This is a genomic window from Gemmata sp. SH-PL17 (assembly GCF_001610855.1).
In the GTDB taxonomy this organism is placed as follows: Bacteria; Planctomycetota; Planctomycetia; order Gemmatales; family Gemmataceae; genus Gemmata; species Gemmata massiliana.
In genome coordinates, this window is sequence record NZ_CP011271.1 from 292,551 (window position 1) to 311,798 (window position 19,248).

A 19,248-nucleotide genomic window follows, 5' to 3' on the forward strand; every position below is an offset into this window, starting at 1 on the left:
GCGTTCTGACCGATAGGTAGTTTCGTTCTGAATGCCCCTACTTCTACTCTCCCAATCCCTTATCCCATTCGTCCATTTGGCGTTCGAGTTCCTCGAACGTGAGGCCGGTTGGAGGTGGGGGCGGCGGTTCCGTGGAGCGGTCGCGCGTTTGACGCAGGGCGTCTTCCAGGCGCCGCACCCAGGTGGGCACGTCCAGGCCCACGCCACTTACGATCGCTTCGAGCGGTTCGAGCGCGGTTCGCAGCCGAATGAACGCAGGGTTGTCTTCCGACAGGCCGCTTCGGGCGGCTTCGGCCGCGGCCGCGACTTGCGCTGCGGCGCGGTCGATTTCGAGAGGGCGCGTGAAGCGTTCTTCTAAACGATCTCGCACCGTGCGCAGTTTCACGCCGTAGCGTGTTTCGCGCTCGTTCAGTTCGTTCAGCAGTTCGTCGGCCAGTTCCACCGTCTTCTCAGCGATGAAGGTGCGCCAGCGGGCCGCGAGTGCCTCGTACCCGCGCTGGCACAGGGCTTCGTGCGCGAGTGCGAGGGGACGCATCCGCCACGCGAAGCGGTCGTACCGCACTTTGAGGCGCAGAATGTCCAGCAGGATGTGGATGTTCTCGCCGTAGTCGGACTGCGTCGTCGTCGTGTTGTAGTCGCGGTACTCGTCGTAGTGCTCGATGAGTGCCTGGAGCACCACTTCCGCGCTGCGTGCCGTTCGGGTGCGATCGAGCGTACCTGCATCCCAGTCGGAAACGAGTTTCGGGCGCTTCGCCCCGTTTTCGCCGTTCTCGGTCTCGTGATCGAGCCAGGCTGACACGCCGCGGGCCAGAATGCCCCGCATGTTCGACAGCCCGAGGAACGGCACCGTGAACAGGTCGCTGCCGTACTTGGTCACGAAGCCCTTCACGGGTTCCCAGTCGTCGTCATCACTGACCGTTTCCAGAACCGAGAGCCGCAGTGACTGACTGTGCTGGTGCCACAAGTTCTGGAACTCGGTGGCGATCTTGAAGAGCGCGTCCGCGAGCGGGCCTTCTTCGCCGGTCGCTTCTTCTCCCCACGTCGAGGCCGCGGTGAGGAGCGTTTCGACCACTCCTGTCAGTGCTGTGCGGAACAGTTGGTCGAAGCTGCTGACGCGCCGGCCCTCGGGTGGGTTGTTCCACTCCATTTGTCGTGCGAGTTTCGTGAGCTGGAACGTTTCGCGCAACAACCCGAGCCGCGGGAGCCGCGTGACCAGGTCTTCGAGCACACCCAGAGCGGTCTGCGCGGTTAGTACCTCGCGCGGCTTTCCGCCGTCTGACGGTGGGCAATACAGGAGCGGTTCGCGCCGGAAGTGCGTGATAAACCCAGGGAGGAGCACTCGCACGCTCGCACCGTCCCCGCGGCCGATCGCGCGCTCAATGCGCACGAGCAGCGATTCCCACACGGGCGGGCGGTTCTGTTCGTCCCCGGAAGACGATGGGCGAGGGCCGCTCGGTAGTTCCGGTCCCGGTGAGCGCACTGCAGCGAGCGCGAGGGCCGCCCGGCGCACGTCCACACACGCCGCCACGCCGAGGTCGAGTAAATGCCCCTTGATCGCGCGCCGGCGGTCGAACTCGATCATCCCCTCGTGCCCGCCGGACGGGTCAGGGACCGAGATTTCGGTGAGCCGGTCGAGGAACAGCCCCAATGAATCGTTGGCACGTCGGGCAGCGGTGAGCCACGCGGCCAGCGTCGTATCGCGGGTCGGGTCGTTGGGCGCCCACGCCTCCGGCCGGGCGGCGAGGCGCCACAATTTCGCGATCGCGTGCAGGAACCCGAGCCGGTCCTCGATCGCGTCCGCTTGTGCTTCCAACTGGAACTCACCGATGATTTCGGGCGGGTCTCCGGCCACCGAGCCTTCCACGCCGTCGTCGGTCGAGTCCTTGTACGTCATTCCCTCGTAAGCGGATGCGAACTCTTCGCCGTCCTCGTCCTCGTTGCGCTCGCGCGGTTCGGTGAGCCACTCGTGCGGCGTGTGCCAGTCCTCGCTCGCGTTCGCTTCGAGCATCTCGAAGAACCGGCGCAGGAGCGGTGCGCGCTCATTCGCCGGCTCGGACGCGACCGCGCCGCGGAGCCAGCGCTCGGCCAGCGCCTCGAACGACGCGCCGGGTTCGTCGAGCGGAACCGTGTCGCTCTCGGAGAGCCACGTCATGAGCAGGCCCATCGCGGCCCGCCACTCGCGGCGCTCGATGAGCGGTTCGATCACTTGCGCGAACGCAGTCGGGCTGGTGAACCCCTCGCGGTGCTGGCGCCAGAACGCGATGTCGTTCGAGTTCGGTTGTCTCAGTGCCCATGCCGCGAGTGCGTCCGCGACGTGTTCGGCCGCGTCCGAGCGCTCACCGCCGACAATTCGCGGCATGTCGTTTACGGTCGAGGTCGCGAACTTGTCCCACCACGACGCGAAGGTCCGCATGTGGGCCGTAAGGCGCTCGCGGGTGGCGCCGTCGTTAGCGACCGCGGCCGCGGCGCTGCTGCGGGCGTAAAGATCGAGTTGCCGGCCCGCGATGTGGATCAGTTCCTCCGCTCGCGGGTCCCGCACAGTGTCTTCGCGGCCGGGGAAGATCGGGAACAATCCCTGGTAACCGAGGATGTTCCACGGATCGATGAGCGCACCGCAATCGATCCCGCGTCGCAGCAGGTCTTCGACTTCCGCCAGAAGCGGTGCGGCGTCGGCGGGCCGTCCGCGATCGGCGGCGAATCCCGCTTCTGTTTGGCGGATACGGATTTCGGTTCCGAACCGCACCGCGGGCGCGGCGATCTTGCTCGATTGCTCGCGCGCGGCGGCGGGGTAACCCATCGCGGCGTAGAACTGTGCGAGCCGGCGGTCCTGAAGGTGCGAGGCGCGCTGCGTCGAGATCGCCTGATTGAGAAATTGCCGAACGCCCGCGAACGGCTGTTTTCGCTTCTCGGCCTCGGTGCGCAGGCGTTCGCCGTGTGCGCCAGGAAGTTGTTTCAGGAGCCGTTGATAGAAAGCGTCGCGATATCGGGCGATGCGCGGAACGAGCTTCGAGAGCGTGACGGTGGAGTCGTGGAAGTTCGGTCCCGCTCCACTTACCCCGGCGCCCATCAGGATGGTGCCGGCGAGCACCGCCGCGGCTTCAAACAGGCGCTCGCTCTTTTCCGAACCCCCGTGGGCACCGGGTTCTCCGGGCGTGACCCACGTGAGCAGCGTGTCGAGCGTCATTTGCCGCAACACGAACCGGCGGAAGTAGCCGGCGTTGTCGATGGTGTGCGGATCCCACTCGCCGAACAGCACGTTCGGGCGCTTGTTGACGGGGTGGAAGTGATCGTGTGCCCGTGGGTCGAACGCGAGTTCGTCGAGTTTCCCCGGCTCGAAGCTCGCTTCTTCCAACAGCGCCGGGTCGGTTTCTTCGAGTAACTTGAGCGCGGGTTTGACGATGTCGGCGTAGATTCCGGGGGACACACCCGCGCCGGCGAGTGCGAGCGGCACCGGGCGCACTTTCTCGTGCGCGTAGAACTCGGTGTTGGGGCGCGTTTCCAGCACCGCGATCGGTCGGTACCCGACGTAGTCGTTCAACAGGTTCAGCCCGCCGGTCACGAGCCGCTCCGCGTTCCACGGTTGGCCCACTTTCAGCACCGCCTCGCAACAGCGTGCGAGGAAGAACGGGCCGAAGAGGGCGAAATCGGGCTGGTGCGCGAGTTGGTCGGAGTGGTGCGCGCGGTACGCCACCGGGAGCCGTACAAGGCCCGCGTCGAGTACCGCCCGGACCTGGGTCGTGTCGCGGAACGCCCCGGCGCTGGCAGCAACGAGGTCGCTCAACTCGTGTTGGAGCCACAACGAGAGCGTGTGCCAGGGGAGCGGGTCACCGCTCTCAATTAAATGCGCGCAGGCGTCCGCTAACCCCTTCTGGAACCGCGGGTCCGGCCGCCCGTCCGAGAAGTTGAGGTAACCGAGCAATTTGGCCGGGTCGGTTTTGCGGGACAGTTCGTGGAAGATGCCGTCCATCCGCCGTCCGTTCCTTACTCGTTCGCGCCGGCTAACCGTGTCAGCGCCTCTACCAGCATAAAACAACATCGCGGGGTGAAAAAGCCCCGATGCGCCAATGCAGCCGCGTTTGCGGAGAATGGAGCCTATTCTACACACTGCGCGAACTGCGAAAGAAGAACAGTATTCGCCCACGCGAACGGGACGAACAGATTCCGGAGAATGGCCGGGTTTGGGTTCCGGTTTTCCCCCGTTCATCCGGCCCAATATCACTCAACCCCCGCGCACGCGACCGCACTCATGCGCCTGTCACTCCGATACCGGTTGCTCCTTCCGTTCGTGCTCCTCCTATTGGGGGACGCGGTGGTGACCGGGTGGGCCGCGTCCATTGCCGCGCGGGGAGCGGAACAGCGTCTCGCGACACAGCAATGGGCCGTCGCACGCACGCTTACAGAACCACCGTTCTTTCCGCTCACAGAACCGGTTCTCAAAAAGATGCAAAAGCTGTCGGGGGCGGAGTTTCTCTTCGTTCACCCGACCGCGCCGTCCGAATCGACGTTCGCGGACCCGAAGCCGAAGCCGCCCACCGACGTACCCACCGCGACTCTGCCCGAGGCGGGTGAGGCGCACACGCTCGGCCCACCGGTCGTGATCGGGGACCAGGAATACCGGTGCTTGCGCCTACCGTTGTCGCCCAAACACCCGAACCACGGCGGCAGCCTGTACATCTTCTACCCCGAATCGCTGCGTCGAACGGCCGTTGCGGATGCGGTTCGGCCCCTCATGATCCTCGGCGGCGCGGGCGTGTTCGCAGTGATTCTGGCGTTCGCGTTCGGTTCCGGGCTCGTGCGCCGCGTGCGCGATCTCGATGCTCGCACGCGACTCATCGCGGCCGGGGATTTCCGGCCCATGCCCGTGAGTGGGGGCGACGACGAGTTCCGCGATCTGTGCGAAGCCGTCAACGAGATGGCCCGGCGCCTCGCAGCGTTTCAGGACGAACTCCAACGCACCGAACGACTTCAAGTGCTCGGTCAGTTCTCTGGTGGTCTGGCCCACCAGCTTCGCAACGCCGCGGCCGGTGCGAAACTCGCGGTGGAGCTGTTTCTCGCCGAGAACCCGTCGGCCGATCCCGAGCCGCTCCAAGTGGCGCTGCGACAACTTGCGCGCATCGAGTCGAATCTCAGGCAGTTCCTCGCACTCGGCAAACCGCCGGCCGGTGTACGCGAACCGTGCGACCTCGCAAAGCTCATCAATCAGTCCGTCAGCCTGCTAAAACCGCAGTGCCAACACGCGGGCACAACGGTGATCTGGACGCCACCGGGTGGGAACGCGGTTATCGTCGGCGATTCCACGCAGCTCTCTCACCTCCTCGGAAACGTGATCGGCAACGCCGTTGATGCGGCCGGTCCCGGGGGAGAGGTTCGCGTTCGATTGACCGCAACGCCGATCAGCGCAACGGTCGAGGTCAGTGACACCGGACCGGGGCCACTACCCGCGATCGCGGAGAAGATCTTCGACCCATTCGTGACCGGCAAGGACCAGGGCATCGGGCTCGGGCTCGCGGTCGCGAAACAGGCGATCGACGCTCACGGCGGGAAGATCGCGTGGGAGCGCCGAGAGAACCGGACCGTGTTCATTATCGATCTGCCGCGCGGAGCGTGAAACACTCACCCGCGCCGGCTAACATTTGCTAACATCCTCGCCCCGGCGCCTCGGAAACATCGATTTCTCCGGGAAAACTGATTTTCCGCGGGTGGCATTTGCTAACAACATTCATCGATTTTCACCGACACGATCCATTTCAACTGACCAATCCGATATTAGCACAAGGATAGACCTACTGCATAATACCAGGCGCTGGAAAATATACAATAGAACAGTATGCGATTTGCCCCGTGCTATCGCAAGATTCATCGGGTCGCGACGTGGTCGGCGCACATCGGCGAGCGCTGATTCGAGTTTCTAAAATCGATTTACTAAAACCGCTTTACAAAACGCGGCGCACCCCTTACTCTGTTATCTCACACCACCCACGACGGGGCGCGCTTTGATGTCCGCCATCACCACCATTCGGCCTGCGCTTGTCGGGAAACTGAACGAGCGACAGGTGCTGCGGGTGATTCAGTCTCGCGGTGCCCTTTCGCGCGCGGAAGTGGCCCGCGAGAGCGGCCTGAGTGCTCCCACAGTATCGAAGGCGGTCGCCTCCTTAATAAAGGCGGGGTTACTCGAAGAGGCGGACGCGACCGAACTCGCACGCGGGCGCCCGGCGCCCAAGCTCCGGCTCGCGACCACGTCCGCACAGGTGCTCGGTGTCACGATCGATGTGGGCCACTGCGAAGTGGTTTCTGCCGGTCTGGACGGTTCGCTTCATGACGATGTGCTGATCGTTCCCACCCCCGCGACGTACCCGGAACTTCTTCGGGCACTGGAAGACGCGGCCAAGAAGTTGATCGCCCGTCCCGGCATTACCACACTCGGTCTCGGGATGAGCTTGCCCGGGCTGGTGGACTACCGCAAGGGGTGCGGGGTACTGTCGCCGAACGTGCCGATCACGAACGGCCACTGCCCGACCACGGACCTCGCCGAGCGCCTCGGCGTGGAATGTACTCTGCTCCAGGAATCGCACGCTTTGTGCCTCGCGGAACGGCACTACGGGCTGGCGAAGGGCATGGACGATTTCGCGCTTTTGGACGTTGGCGCGGGCGTCGGATTGGGCATCATAAGTGGCGGGCGCTTGCTGAAGGGCCGCTCGGGATTGGCAGGCGAAATCGGGCACTTCACGGCCGTGTCCGAGGGCGGTCGGCGCTGTGGGTGCGGCAACACCGGGTGCCTCGAAACGGTCGCCAGTGACTCCGCACTCGCGTGGCTCGCCAGCAAGAAACTCGGGCACCCGGTTACTGTGGACGAAGTGGTCGAACTCGCGAAATCCGGCTCGGTTGATTTGCGCGCGGAACTGCGTGAGGTTGCGGGGTTCGTTGCGGTCGGCGTCGCCGCCGTGATTAATCTGTTCAACCCCGGGACCGTGTTCATTCACACGCCGCTGTTCGAGATCGACGCGGCGCTGTTCGACTTGGTCGTGTCGAAGGCCCGTGAGCGGGCGCTACCGCCATCGTTCGCCGATTGCAATATCGTGCAAGCGAAGGGCAGCAAACAACAGGGTGCCGTCGCGGGCATCATCCAGCACTTAACAGACTCCGTGGCCCCAGAACTGGTTTAAATTCAGGGCGAAATGCCGCCACGGATCAACACAGATAAACACGGATCAAGACAACTTGAAATGAGCGCCCGACGAGGCGGCGGTTGGCTCGATTTTGCGTTTTAAACTCAGTCTTCTTTGCTGATCCGTGTTTTCTGTGTTCATCCGTGGCTGATTTCTCACTGCTTGGAGCAGCCCATGCGATTTCTACTCTCCCTGGTCGCACTTGCCTTCGGCGCGACCGCGTTCGCGCAACCGGACAAGGCGCCACCGAAGCTCAAGGTGCTGTTCCTCGGCGATGCGGCCGGGCACCGACCCGCGGACCGCTTCAAGCAATTGCAGCCGGTGCTCGCGAAGCGCGGCATCGACCTGACGTACACCGACAAACTCGACGACCTCAACGCGAAGACGCTCGCGGGTTACGACGCGCTGATGATTTACGCCAACCACACCAAGATCAGCGCGGATCAGGAGACGGCGCTGCTGGAGTTCGTGGAGAGCGGGAAGGGGTTCGTGCCGGTTCACTGCGCGAGCTACTGCTTCCTCAACTCGCCGAAGTACATCGAGTTGGTCGGCGCACAGTTCCGCAGCCACGGAACGGGCACGTTCCGCACGGAAACCGTGAAGGCCGATCACGCGATCATGAAGGGCTTCAAGAGCTTTTCGAGCTGGGACGAGACCTACGTTCACACCAAGCACAACGAAAAGGGCCGCACGGTTCTGGAAGTGCGTGCGGAAGGCGAGTTGAAGGAACCCTGGACGTGGGTCCGCGAGCAGGGCAAGGCGCGCGTGTTCTACACCGCGTGGGGGCACGACCAGCGCACCTGGAGCCACCCCGGGTTCCACAACCTGCTCGAGCGCGGCGTCCGCTGGTCCGTGGGGCAAGACCCGGCGCTCGCGGGCACTTACGTCGAGCCGCTCAGCTTCGATAAGCCCGAGATGACGAAGATCGCGAAGGACGTGAAACCGTTCGAGTACGTTGATGCGAAAGTACCGTTCTACCCGGCACGCGGCGGGAACCGCGAGCCGCTGACGAAGATGCAGAAGCCGCTCTCCGTCGAAGAGAGCATGAAGCACATCAGCACGCCGGTGGACTTTCAGTTGAAGGTGTTCGTCACCGAAAAGGATCTGGGCGGTAAGCCGATCGCGATGGCCTGGGACGAGCAGGGGCGGTTGTTCGTGTCGATTACGGTGGACTACCCGAACGAAATGCAGCCCGCGGGCCAGGGCCGCGACAAGATCGTGGTGTGCGAGGACACAGACGGCGACGGCGTGTGCGACAAGGTCACGACGTTCGCGGACAAGATCAGCATCGCGTCGAGCGTGCTGCCCTACGCGGGCGGGCTGATCGTTCACCAGGCGCCGGTCACGCTGTTCCTGAAGGACACGGATGGTGATGGCAAGGCCGATATCCGCCAGGAACTGTTCCGCGGGTGGAGCACCGGCGACACGCACGCGGGGCCGAGCAACCTGCACTACGGCTTCGATAACTGGGTGTACGGCTCGGTCGGCTACGCCGGGTTCGTGGGCACCGTTGGCGGGGAGCGCCACAACTTCCGCCAGGGCTTCTACCGCTTCAAGGTCGAAGTAGTGAAGAACCCCACCCCCCAGCCCCCTCCCCCAAAGGGAGAGGGGGAGAAAAACTCTGCTCCCCCTTCCTTCCCAGGGAAGGGGGTTGGGGGGTTAGGTTCTGATGAACTAAAGGTCACGAAGCTCGAGTTCCTCCGCAGCACGAGCAACAACACCTGGGGGCTGTGCTTCGACGAGAGCGGCGAACTGTTCGGCAGCACCGCGAACGGGTGCCCGTTCGTCCACATGCCGATCCCGAACCGTTACTACGAGAAGGTGAAGGGCCTCGCCCCCACGGTGCTGCAAAACATCGCCGCCGACAACCACATCGAGCCGATCACCGATAAGGTCAGGCAGGTGGACTTCCACGGCGGGTTCACGGCCGCGTCGAACATCTCGATCTACACGGCCCGCACGTACCCGCGCGAGTACTGGAACCGCACCGCGTTCATCTCGGAACCGACGGGGCACCTCACGGCGACCATGAGCGTCGAACCGTCCGGCACGAGCTTCCGGTCGAAGTACGCCTGGAACCTCGTCGCGAGCGACGACGAGTGGTGCGCGCCGATTGATGCGCAAGTCGGGCCGGACGGTCACATGTGGGTGATCGACTGGTACGCCTTCATCGTGCAGCACAACCCGACGCCCGCCGGCTTCAAGAACGGTCGGGGTAACGCTTACGAGACGGAACTGCGAGACAAGACGCACGGCCGCATCTACCGCGTCGTCTACACGAAGGCGAAAGAGGAGAAACCGTTCACGCTGAAGGACGCGACGCCCGAAAAACTGGTCGCGGCGCTGAAGCACCCGAACATGACGTGGCGCTTGCACGCCCAGCGGTTGCTCGCGACGAGCGCGAAGGCGGACGCGGTCGGGGCGCTCCTCAAGACGCTCGGCGACAAGTCGGTCGATGAAACCGGGAACAATCCGGCGGTCGTTCACGCCCTGCGTACCCTGGCCGCGCTCGGTGCCCTCGACGGCACCAACGAGGCCGCAGCGGAAAGTGTACTCGCGGCTCTGGCACACCCCTCGGCGGCCGTTCGTGCGACCGCGTTCACGGTGCTCCCACGTCAGGACAAGTGGTTCGCACTCATCCCCGAAACGGCGTTCGCCGACACGGACGCGAAGGTGCGGCAAGCGGGGCTGCTGGCCCTTTCCGAACTGCAACCGGGGACGGGTGGGGCGTTCGCGCTGCCCAAGTTCGTAGCGCGGACCGAGAGCGGGGATACGGGATCGCTGGCACTGCTCGCGGCAGTCACCAAGCACCACAAAGCGTTCCTGGCGATCGCGCCGAACCTCGCCGACAACCCGGGGCTACTGCCCGTGGCCGAAGCCGCGGCACGCGCGTTCGCGGATTCGGGCGCGGACGGGCTGGCGGACGTCCTGACGGTCGCGGCCCGCTCGAAGGCGCCGGTCGCCGAGCGGATCGTGGCCGGGCTCGCGGCCGGTTGGCCGACGGGCAAGGCCGCAGCGCTGACCGCTGACGGCGAGGCCGCTGTCGCCAAACTCATTCGCGGGCTTCCGACGGCGTCGCGCGGGCGGTTGCTCAAACTCGCCTCGACGTGGGGTGTAAAAGGCATCGACGAGCAGCTCAAGGAACTCACGAAGGTCGCGTTCGCTACGCTCGCCGACGCGAAAGCAAAAGACGGCGACCGCATCAGCGCTGCGCAACAGGTCATCGAATTCCAGCCCGCAAGCGACGACGCGGCCAATCAGGTGCTCGCGGCCGTCACGCCGGATGTGTCGCCCGCACTCGCGAGCGGAATCTTCGAGGCACTTTCGCAATCTAAGGCGAAGGGGATCGGGTCCGCGATCGTCGCGAAGCTGAAAGACCTGCCGCCGGCAGCACGTCCTGTTGCACTGCAGTTCGTGCTGGCGAAGCCCGATTCCACCAAGACGTTCCTCGACGCGGTCGAGAAGGGCGCACTGCGGTTCGACGCGCTCGCGCTCGATCAACGGACCGCGCTCGCTTCGCACCCGGACAAGGAGATCGGCGAGCGTGCCCGCAAGTTGCTCGCGCTCGGAGGCGGGTTGCCCAGCCCGGACCGACAGAAGGTGATCGAGGAGCTGAAGTCCGTTCTCGCGAAGACCGGCAACGTGGAGAACGGCAAGAAGATGTTCATCGCCCACTGCTCGAAGTGCCACAAGCACGGCTCAGAGGGCACGGCCATCGGGCCGGATCTCACCGGGTTCGGGGTTCACCCGAAGGAGGAACTCGCCATCGCGATCCTCGACCCGTCGCGCAGCGTGGAGGGGAACTTCAAGCTGTACCGCGTGACGACGAGCGACGATCGGAGCATTCTCGGCATCCTCGGGGCGCAAACCGGCACGACCACCGAAATCATCGACGCCGAGGCCAAGCGCCACGCGCTCGCGAAGGCCGACATCGTGAGTATCAAGGAAACGGACAAGTCGCTCATGCCCGAGGGCTTCGAGAAGATCATGAAGCCGGAAGAGCTGACGGACCTGCTGGAGTTCCTCGGGCAGAAGGGGAAATACGTCCCGCTCCCGTTGGATCGCGTTGCGACGATCGTTTCTACGAAGGGGATGTTCTTCGACGAAGAGGACACCACCGGGCGCCTCGTCTTCCCGGACTGGAAGCCAAAGGCCGTGGGCGAGGTGCCGTTCGTGCTGGTGGACCCGCAAAAGGACAAGGTCAAGAACGTGGTGATGCTCCGCAGCCCCAACGGGGGACTCCCGCCGAAGATGCCCAAGAGCGTGAGCCTGCCGTTCAACGGTAAGGCGAAGGCGATTCACATCCTCGGTGGGATCGGCGGGTGGGCGGCGCCCTACGACAATGAGAAGACGGTGAGCATGATCGTCCGGCTCACCTACGAAGACGGCAAAACCGAGGACCACGAGCTGAAGAACGCGGTCCACATCGCGGACTACATCCGCAAGGTGGACGTGCCGGAATCCAAGTTCGCGTTCGCCCTCCGGCAACAGCAGGTGCGCTACCTCGCGGTAACGACGAAGCGCCCGGACGCGGTCGTGAAGACGATCGAACTAGTGAAGGGGCCGGACCGCACGGCGCCCATCGTGATGGCGATTACCGTGGAAACGCCGTAAGTGCTAAAATGCCGGTATCCGGACCGGGGGTACTATGGTGCTCAAGACGATCGAAGTCGTTTTCGACGGCAAAACGTTCGTGCCGAGCGTTCCGGTCGATCTGCCGACCGGAACGAAGGTGACTGTGGAACTGCCCGACCACGGATACCCCGGTCCGCGCGCCGGTGCCCCGACCCCGGCGCGCCCGCTCACGGCCGAAGAGGAAGAAGTTTGGGTCGAGTTCATGCGCGCAAACCGCTCGACCCCGCCGGACCCACCGACGTTCGACGACTACCTGCGCCAGCGCCGAGGTGAGGGGTGATCGTTCTGGACGCGGACGTGTTGATCGTCGACCTGGCGTACCCCAATGATCCGAACTACGCGGTGAACCGCCGGTTCCTGGATTACCTCGCGGCGAACGGAACCGACTGCCGAATTACGACGCAAGGGCTCCTCGAAGTTGTTGGCAAGCGGAGCTACAACACGCCCGTTGCGGCGATCACGAAGTTACCAACGATTCTGCTGGTTCGGTACTGCCTGAAACCGGTACCCGATCCCGCGACCACACCGGAGTACGCCGGTTGTTCGTTCGACGAAGTAGTCGCCCAAATCGCCCAGCAGATGTCGCTGGGCGACGCAGTGATGGCGGTCCAGGTCGCCAAGTTCGCGCCGACCGCGACCGCGCTCGTGACCTGGAACGCGAAGCACTTCCGGGGCAAGTTAGCGGCCCCGGTGCTGACCCCGGACGAATGGCTCCAACAGCAGTCCCCGCCCACCGTACAATCCCCGCCGCCCGGACCCACGCCATGACCCCGATCCGTTTCCCGCACGTTCTGGCCCTCGTCGCTCTCGCGGCGGGCGTTGTGGCGCTCGGCGCGCTGGCGCCGAACCGGTTGCCGGCGGCCGACGAGAAGGGCGACCCGCCGAAGTTCACCGCGGCGCAGGTCACCTTCTACGAGAAGGAGGTGCTCCCGGTGCTCCAGCAGCACTGCCTGAAGTGCCACGGCGCGGACCCGGAGAAGATCAAGGGCGAGTTCAATCTCGCGACGCGCAAGGGCGTCCTCGCGGGCGGGGAGAGCGGCCCGGCCGTGGACCTCGCGAAGCCGGCGGAGAGCCTGTTCGTCAAGATGATCCACTACAAGGACGACCAGCACCGGATGCCCCCGAAGGGCAAGATGCCGGACAAGGACATCGCGACGCTCGAAAAGTGGGTGAAGGAAGGGCTGCCGGTTCCGGCCGACCGCTTGGGCGCCGAGGTCGTCAAGAAGAGCGTTATCACCGAAGAATCGAAGAAATACTGGGCGTACCAACCGGTCAAGCGCCCGGCCGTTCCGAACGTCAAGGACGGGGCGTGGGCGAAGACGCCGATCGATGCGTTCGTGCTCGCCAAACTGGAAGCGAAGGGCCTCAAGCCCGTGAAGCCCGCGGATCGCGCCGCACTGATCCGCCGCGCGTACTACGACCTCACCGGTCTTCCTCCGACCCCCGAGGAAGTTGATGCGTTCGTGAACGACAAGTCCGCGGACGCCTACGAAAAACTCGTCGACAAGCTGCTCGCGTCGCCGCACTACGGCGAGAAGTGGGGTCGGCACTGGCTCGACGTGGTGCGGTTCGCGGAGACGAACGGCTACGAGCGCGACGGCCCCAAGCCCTACGCCTGGCGGTACCGCGACTACGTCATCAAGAGCTTCAACGACGACAAGCCCTACGACCAGTTCGTGAAGGAGCAGCTCGCGGGCGACGAGATCCCGGGCTACAACCCGGACGCGGTCGTCGCCACCGGGTTCTACCGGCTCGGGATCTGGGACGACGAGCCGGCCGACCCGCTGCAGGCCGTCTTCGACGGGTACGACGACCTCGTCGCCACCGCGGGGCAGGCGTTCCTCGGCACCACCTTCAACTGCGCCCGGTGCCACGACCACAAGGCCGACCCGATCCCGCAAACGGACTACTACAAGTTCGTCGCGTTCTTCCGGGACATCAAGCCGTACTCCGAGAACCGCGACGTGCGGTCCGCGTTCAACCTCACCGACATCACCCCGCCGGACCAGCGCCAGAAGTACGAAGAAGACCTGAAGAAGCGCGAGGCCCGCGTCGCCGCGATCCGGAAGGCGATGGAGGCGATCGAGGACGAGTTCATCAAGACGCTCCCGGCCGAGGACCAGCGCGCCTCGGAGGGACTCGACCGGCCGACCGTGATCGCGACGAAGGTGGTTCCGGCGCTCAAGGGTAAGGTGAAGGAAGATTACACCGCGCTCCGGAGCGAGCGCATCGGGCTGGAACGGCGCACCTCACCGGCCGGTCAGCAGCTCGCGCTGTCGGTCAACAACTGCGATCGCAAGCCGCCGGTCACACACCTGCTCGTGCGCGGGTCGCCGCACGCTCCGGGTAAGGAAGTGCAGCCCGGGTTCCCGGAGGTGCTCGGGCTGCCCGAGCCGACCATCCCGGCGCCGCGTGCGGGCATGAAGTCGAGCGGCCGGCGCACCGTGCTCGCGGACTGGATCGCGAACAAGGACAACCCGTTCACCGCCCGCGTGTTCGTGAACCGCGTGTGGCAGTACCACTTCGGGCGCGGGATCGTGCCCTCCGCGAACGACTTCGGCAAACTCGGCGAAGCCTCGACGCACCCGGAACTGCTCGACTGGCTGTCGGCCGAGTTCATGGCGGGTAACTGGAAGCTGAAGAGCCTGCACAAGCTCATCATGACGTCGAGCGCGTACCAACTCTCCGCCACCGCGGACGCCGACAACCTCAAGGCCGACCCGTCGAACGCGCTCTTGTGGCGGTTCAACATGCGGCGCCTCTCGGGTGAGGAAGTGCGCGACTCCATTCTCACTGTGAGCGGATCACTGAACCTGAAGCAGTACGGGCCGAGCACGTACCCGAAGATCCCGAAAGAAGTGCTCGCGGGGCAGTCGGTGCCCGGCCAGGGGTGGCCGACCTCGGCCCCGGCGGAGGCGAACCGGCGCAGCGTGTACGCGCACATCAAGCGGTCGCTCCGCGTGCCGGTCCTGGTCGGCTTCGACCAGCCGGACCCGGACTCGAGCTGCCCGGTGCGGTACGTGACCACCGTGCCCACGCAGTCGCTCGGGCTGCTCAACGGCGAGTTCGCGAACGAGCAAGCCGAGCTATTCGCGAAGCGCCTCCAGAAGGACGCGGCCGACGCACCCGCTCAGGTCGCACGGGCGATCCGCCTCACGACCGGCCGCGTGCCGACCCCGGACGAGATCAAGACCGACTTGGCGTTCATCCAAAACCTGAAGGACAAGCACAAACTCGATGACTTCAAGGCCCTCACTCAATACTGCCTGTTGTGCCTGAACGCCAACGAGTTCGTGTACCTGGACTGACCGGTCCTGCTACGATGGCGGCAGGAGGGCATCGCATGACGTTTCCGATTTTGGTGCAACCGCACGACGGCCGGTTCCAGGCGTCCGTCCTCGGTTCCCCTGTAATGGCGGCGGACGGGGCAACGAAGGAGGAGGCTCTTTCGGCCCTTCGAGTGAGTATCAATCAACGGTTCGCTCGGGGCGAACTCGTGTTACTCGACGTTCCGCACCGTGCCGTGACGGACTTCGCCGGATTGTTTAAGGACGACCCGACATTCGAGGGCATGGTGGAGGACATCTACCGCGAGCGGGACGCGCAAAAGGCGGCGGAGTTCCGGGAATGACTGCGTTCGACACGGACGTCCTCTCGGACATTTTCCGCGGGTTGCCGGCGGTCGTGACGCGGGCCACGGATCGATCCGGCGCAACAGGCCGTCCCGACGGTCGTTGTCGAGGAAATGATTCGTGGACGGTTCGCGACCATCCGACAGGCCGAAGCTGGAAAAGGGCCGATCGATCTGCCGCACGCTTATGATCTGTTCGATCAGAGCTTCCGCGCCCTCGCCGCGTTCCGCACGTTGCCCTATACGGCCGCGGCGGACGCTTTGGTACAAGCCCTCCGGCGCGCTAAAGTTCGGGTTGGAACACGTGACTTGCGGATCGCTGCCATTTGTATCGTGCACGGAGCGACGCTCGTGACTCGCAACGCCCGCGACCTACGCTCAAGTACCGGGCCTGACCTTCGACGTTTGGAGCTGAAGTGTTCCCTGCTGGGAATCGAGCACGAACCGGCCCGCGATGTGGGCGTTTGTGGTGACGTGCGGCGCGGCCCTCTTGGTTAGGGAGCCAGCACACCCAACCCGACATCCGACCTGGAGGCGTTAGCGCCAACGAGTTCGTGTACCTGGACTGAGGTCGCCCGATGCGGTTTAAGTACGACGCGAGCAGCAAGTGGCTGATCGAGACGTTCGCGCCCGAACTGCTGCGGATCGCGGGCGTCGGTCCGATAGTGAGTGTGAAGCCGCTCCCGGGCGAGTTGGTGCAATCCCGACAACTGCCCGACGGCCTCGTCGAAGTAACCTTTTCCGACCGGAGCGAGCCGGTGTTGCACCTGATCGAGGTCAACACCTACTCATACGCCAGCACCGCGTCCGAACTGCTCGACGACGTTCTCCTAACGTACCTGAACCGGCGGGTGGTGCCGGAGGTGATCGCGATCACGCTGCACGACCGCGGTAACGTGCGGGTCGCTCCCGAGATCCGGGTGCGCAGCCCGTCGGGATACACCCGACTCGAAGCCGGGTGGCGGGTGGTGAACCTGTGGGAGTTGAACGCGGTCGATTTTTTGCCACTGACCGACCCCGGGCTGGCCCCGTGGGTCACGCTCATGAAGATCGACGGGCCGCCGGAACCGGTGTTGCAACAGTGCCGCGACGTGATCGAGACCTTGCCCGCCCCCGGGCGCAGGGCGAATTTGCTTGGCGTGACACAGATTCTCGCGGGCCTGCGGTTCGACGAGGGAATGCTTGAGAAGCTGTTTCGAGTGGAGGGGAAGATGATCGAGTCACCCGTACTTGAGAAGTGGTTCCGGCAGCGCGAAATCGCCGCGTACCACCGTGCAATACTGGAAGGACTGGAGGTCCGGTTTGGTACCGTACCAGAAGATGTGTCGGCTGCCGTTCGCGTGGTTACCGACGAAATGAGCGTCGGAGAGATCCGGAAGGCGTCTTACGTCTGCACCTCGCTCGACGACTTCCGCGCCCGGCTCGCTCAATCGCTCCCGCGCCAAACTTCCGCTAACGCCAACTGAGGCCCTCCGCCATGCACGATAACGCGAACCAGTTTTGCCGCCGCACCCGGCGCGAGTTCCTGTGGGAGACCGGGGCCGGGTTCGGCGCGCTCGGGCTCACGGGGCTGATGGGCACCGACCCGCTCCTCGCGAACGACGTGAGGGGGGGCATCAAGTTCGCCAACCCGATGGCCCCGCGGAAGCCGATGATCCCGGCCAAGGCCAAGGCCGTGATCTTCCTGTTCATGTACGGCGGGCCGAGCCAGGTCGACACGTTCGACGAGAAGCCCGAGCTCGCGAAACTCGACGGGAAGACGATCCCGGTCAAGACGTTCGGGCGCGGCGGGCACAAGAACACGGGCCGCGTCGTCGGGCCGAAGTTCGCGTTCAAGAACTACGGGAAGTGCGGCAAGCGGGTGTCCGACCTGTTCCCCAACGTCGGCACGTGCGTGGACGACATCGCGTTCCTGCACTCGATGTACGCGGAGTCCCCGATCCACGGGTCCGGGCTGATGATGATGAACAGCGGGCGCCTGCTCTCGGGCAGCCCGTGCCTCGGTTCCTGGGTGACCTACGGCCTGGGGAGCGAGAACGAGAACCTGCCCGGGTTCGTGGTGATGCTCGACCACAGCGGCGGGCCGATCAACGGGCCGAAGAACTGGTCCAGCGGGTACATGCCGGCCGCGTACCAGGGCGTACAGATCCGCGCCGACAAGACCCCGATTCACGACCTCGCGCTCCCCGAGGGCACCACTCGCGCCCAACAGCGCGACTTGCTCGACCGGCTCAAAGAGAAGAACGAGCAGCACCTTTCCGCGCGCGCCGACAACTCGGAGCTGATGGCCCGCATCGCGAGTTACGAGCTGGCGTTCAAGATGCAGGAGCACGCGCCGGAGGCCGTGGATTTCTCGAAGGAGACCGCGGAGACGAAGGCGCTCTACGGCATCGACGAGAAACGGACCGAGGATTTTGGGCGCAAGTGCCTGCTCGCCCGGCGCCTCGTCGAGCGCGGCGTGCGCTTCGTCCAGATTTACAGTGGCGGGAACCACAACGACCACAACTGGGACGCCCACGGCGACTTGGTGAAGAACCACTCGCTGCACGCGGGCAACACCGACAAGCCGATTGCGGGGTTGCTCAAGGATCTGAAGCGCCGCGGGCTGCTCGACAGCACGATCGTGATCTGGAGCGGCGAGTTCGGGCGCCAGCCCACGGCTGAGTACGCCCAGGGCACCGGGCGCGACCACAACGCCTACGGGTTCACCTCCTGGATGGCCGGCGGCGGGATCAAGGGGGGCACGAGCGTCGGCACGACGGACGAACTCGGTAACTTCGCAGTGGACGACCGGTTCCACGTGAAGAACCTGCACGCGACCGTGCTCCAGCAGATGGGTTTGGACCCGAACAAACTGACGTACTTCTACGGCGGGCTGGACCAGAAGCTCGTCGGCGTTGAGGGGGCCGAGCCGATCAAGCAGCTCATTTAGTCAACTCGTCGACCGCGCGGCGCCCCGCTTCCGACAACTGGTAGCGGGTGCGCCGACCGGGGGTCGCCGGCTCGAACAGCGGGAGCGCGAGGCACCGGGTGACGGCGTCGCGGGTCGTGCGGAGTTCCGCCGCGATGCGCCCGGCACTGAGCGCTCCTTTGGCCGCGAGTAGAGCGAGAACGGCCCGGGTCCGGGCCTCGCGCGTATCAAATTGGTCGGGCATGAACGAACGCTACCAGCAACAACAAATGAGAGCGGGGCACTGGTAGAGATGCGATACCACGTGCGCTGTAGCGCCGAATCACGAGGCGGTCTGCTCTTTTAATCTGCCACCAAGTTCACTGATCGGGACGAGCAAATCGGTCTTACGGTTGCATATCAGACAATTCGCGATGCGTCGAAGCGTGCGACGGGCTGCATTTTCTGCACGTCACGGATGCGGGACCGCAGCACATCTGTCGACTGCTTTTGTGAAGCGACTCGCAACGGGCTTGCGTCACGCGAGCTAAGGCGGAAAGAAATAATGAGCCGATACCAGGGCTTTAACAATATGCGGTCCGTCGCGAACTACGTCGGCTCGTGCCCCCGCAGGTGAACCCCGCCCGCAAGGGCGGTGGGTAGCCAACAGAGAGCCGTGCAGGAACCGCGGTCGCACAACTAGGGACGAGAGAGGGCTTCAGGGCGCCCCGCGATACCCGATTGTCCAATTAACCGGTACCGATTAACCCATATTCGCGCTGGGTGAGTTTACCCCTTGTAGGTAAGAGCGCGCTTTGCTCCTGCGAACGCGAAAGTTATACTCGCCTCCGTAGTCAAGGAGGTGCCCATGACGGTTCGCACGCACTGGCTTGCTCCGCTATTCGCTCTGGTATTCGTGCTGGTGC

Annotated in this window: 12 protein-coding genes; 10 read left to right on the forward strand and 2 right to left on the reverse strand. The window is 64.6% G+C overall.

Going from position 1 to position 19,248, the window contains the following annotated elements:
* Positions 1-43 precede the first annotated feature (43 nt).
* On the reverse strand, positions 44-3,967 hold the full coding sequence (locus VT84_RS01165; protein WP_052562224.1) for a hypothetical protein: 3,924 nt from the start codon (positions 3,965-3,967) through the stop codon (positions 44-46).
* A 279-nt stretch (positions 3,968-4,246) separates the two neighbouring features.
* Here VT84_RS01165 and VT84_RS01170 point away from each other — a divergent pair, with 279 nt between their 5' ends.
* From VT84_RS01170 to VT84_RS01215, 10 genes are all read left to right on the forward strand, one after another.
* Complete coding sequence (locus VT84_RS01170) at positions 4,247-5,608, forward strand: sensor histidine kinase (RefSeq protein ID WP_162271552.1); 1,362 nt, start codon at positions 4,247-4,249, stop codon at positions 5,606-5,608.
* Between the two features lie 388 nt (positions 5,609-5,996).
* Positions 5,997-7,163: an ROK family transcriptional regulator gene (locus VT84_RS01175; RefSeq protein ID WP_082838196.1), complete on the forward strand. Its 1,167-nt coding sequence runs from the start codon at positions 5,997-5,999 to the stop codon at positions 7,161-7,163.
* Positions 7,164-7,340: 177 nt separating this feature from the next.
* The gene (locus VT84_RS01180) at positions 7,341-11,780 is read left to right on the forward strand and encodes a PVC-type heme-binding CxxCH protein (RefSeq protein ID WP_082838197.1); all 4,440 of its coding nucleotides are present in this window, start codon (positions 7,341-7,343) and stop codon (positions 11,778-11,780) included.
* A 34-nt stretch (positions 11,781-11,814) separates the two neighbouring features.
* Positions 11,815-12,081: an antitoxin family protein gene (locus VT84_RS01185; RefSeq protein ID WP_052562211.1), complete on the forward strand. Its 267-nt coding sequence runs from the start codon at positions 11,815-11,817 to the stop codon at positions 12,079-12,081.
* Positions 12,078-12,569: a type II toxin-antitoxin system VapC family toxin gene (locus VT84_RS01190; RefSeq protein WP_082838198.1), complete on the forward strand. Its 492-nt coding sequence runs from the start codon at positions 12,078-12,080 to the stop codon at positions 12,567-12,569. The genes VT84_RS01185 and VT84_RS01190 overlap by 4 nt, the downstream gene beginning before the upstream one ends.
* Positions 12,566-15,109 (forward strand): PSD1 and planctomycete cytochrome C domain-containing protein, encoded by a 2,544-nt coding sequence (locus VT84_RS01195; RefSeq protein ID WP_082838199.1) that lies wholly within the window; start codon positions 12,566-12,568, stop codon positions 15,107-15,109. Before VT84_RS01190 ends, VT84_RS01195 begins: the two co-directional genes overlap by 4 nt.
* 35 nt (positions 15,110-15,144) lie before the next feature.
* Positions 15,145-15,432 (forward strand): hypothetical protein, encoded by a 288-nt coding sequence (locus VT84_RS01200; protein WP_052562205.1) that lies wholly within the window; start codon positions 15,145-15,147, stop codon positions 15,430-15,432.
* A 69-nt stretch (positions 15,433-15,501) separates the two neighbouring features.
* Positions 15,502-15,930 (forward strand): type II toxin-antitoxin system VapC family toxin, encoded by a 429-nt coding sequence (locus tag VT84_RS42075; protein ID WP_410000388.1) that lies wholly within the window; start codon positions 15,502-15,504, stop codon positions 15,928-15,930.
* Positions 15,931-16,010: 80 nt separating this feature from the next.
* On the forward strand, positions 16,011-16,898 hold the full coding sequence (locus VT84_RS01210) for a hypothetical protein (protein ID WP_082838201.1): 888 nt from the start codon (positions 16,011-16,013) through the stop codon (positions 16,896-16,898).
* A gap of 11 nt (positions 16,899-16,909) precedes the next feature.
* Positions 16,910-18,364 (forward strand): DUF1501 domain-containing protein, encoded by a 1,455-nt coding sequence (locus tag VT84_RS01215; protein ID WP_082838202.1) that lies wholly within the window; start codon positions 16,910-16,912, stop codon positions 18,362-18,364.
* On the opposite strand, the gene VT84_RS01220 is transcribed toward VT84_RS01215, so the two are convergent.
* Positions 18,357-18,587, reverse strand: coding sequence for a hypothetical protein (locus VT84_RS01220; protein WP_052562201.1), 231 nt, complete (start codon positions 18,585-18,587; stop codon positions 18,357-18,359). The genes VT84_RS01215 and VT84_RS01220 overlap by 8 nt on opposite strands.
* Between the last annotated feature and the right edge of the window lie 661 nt (positions 18,588-19,248).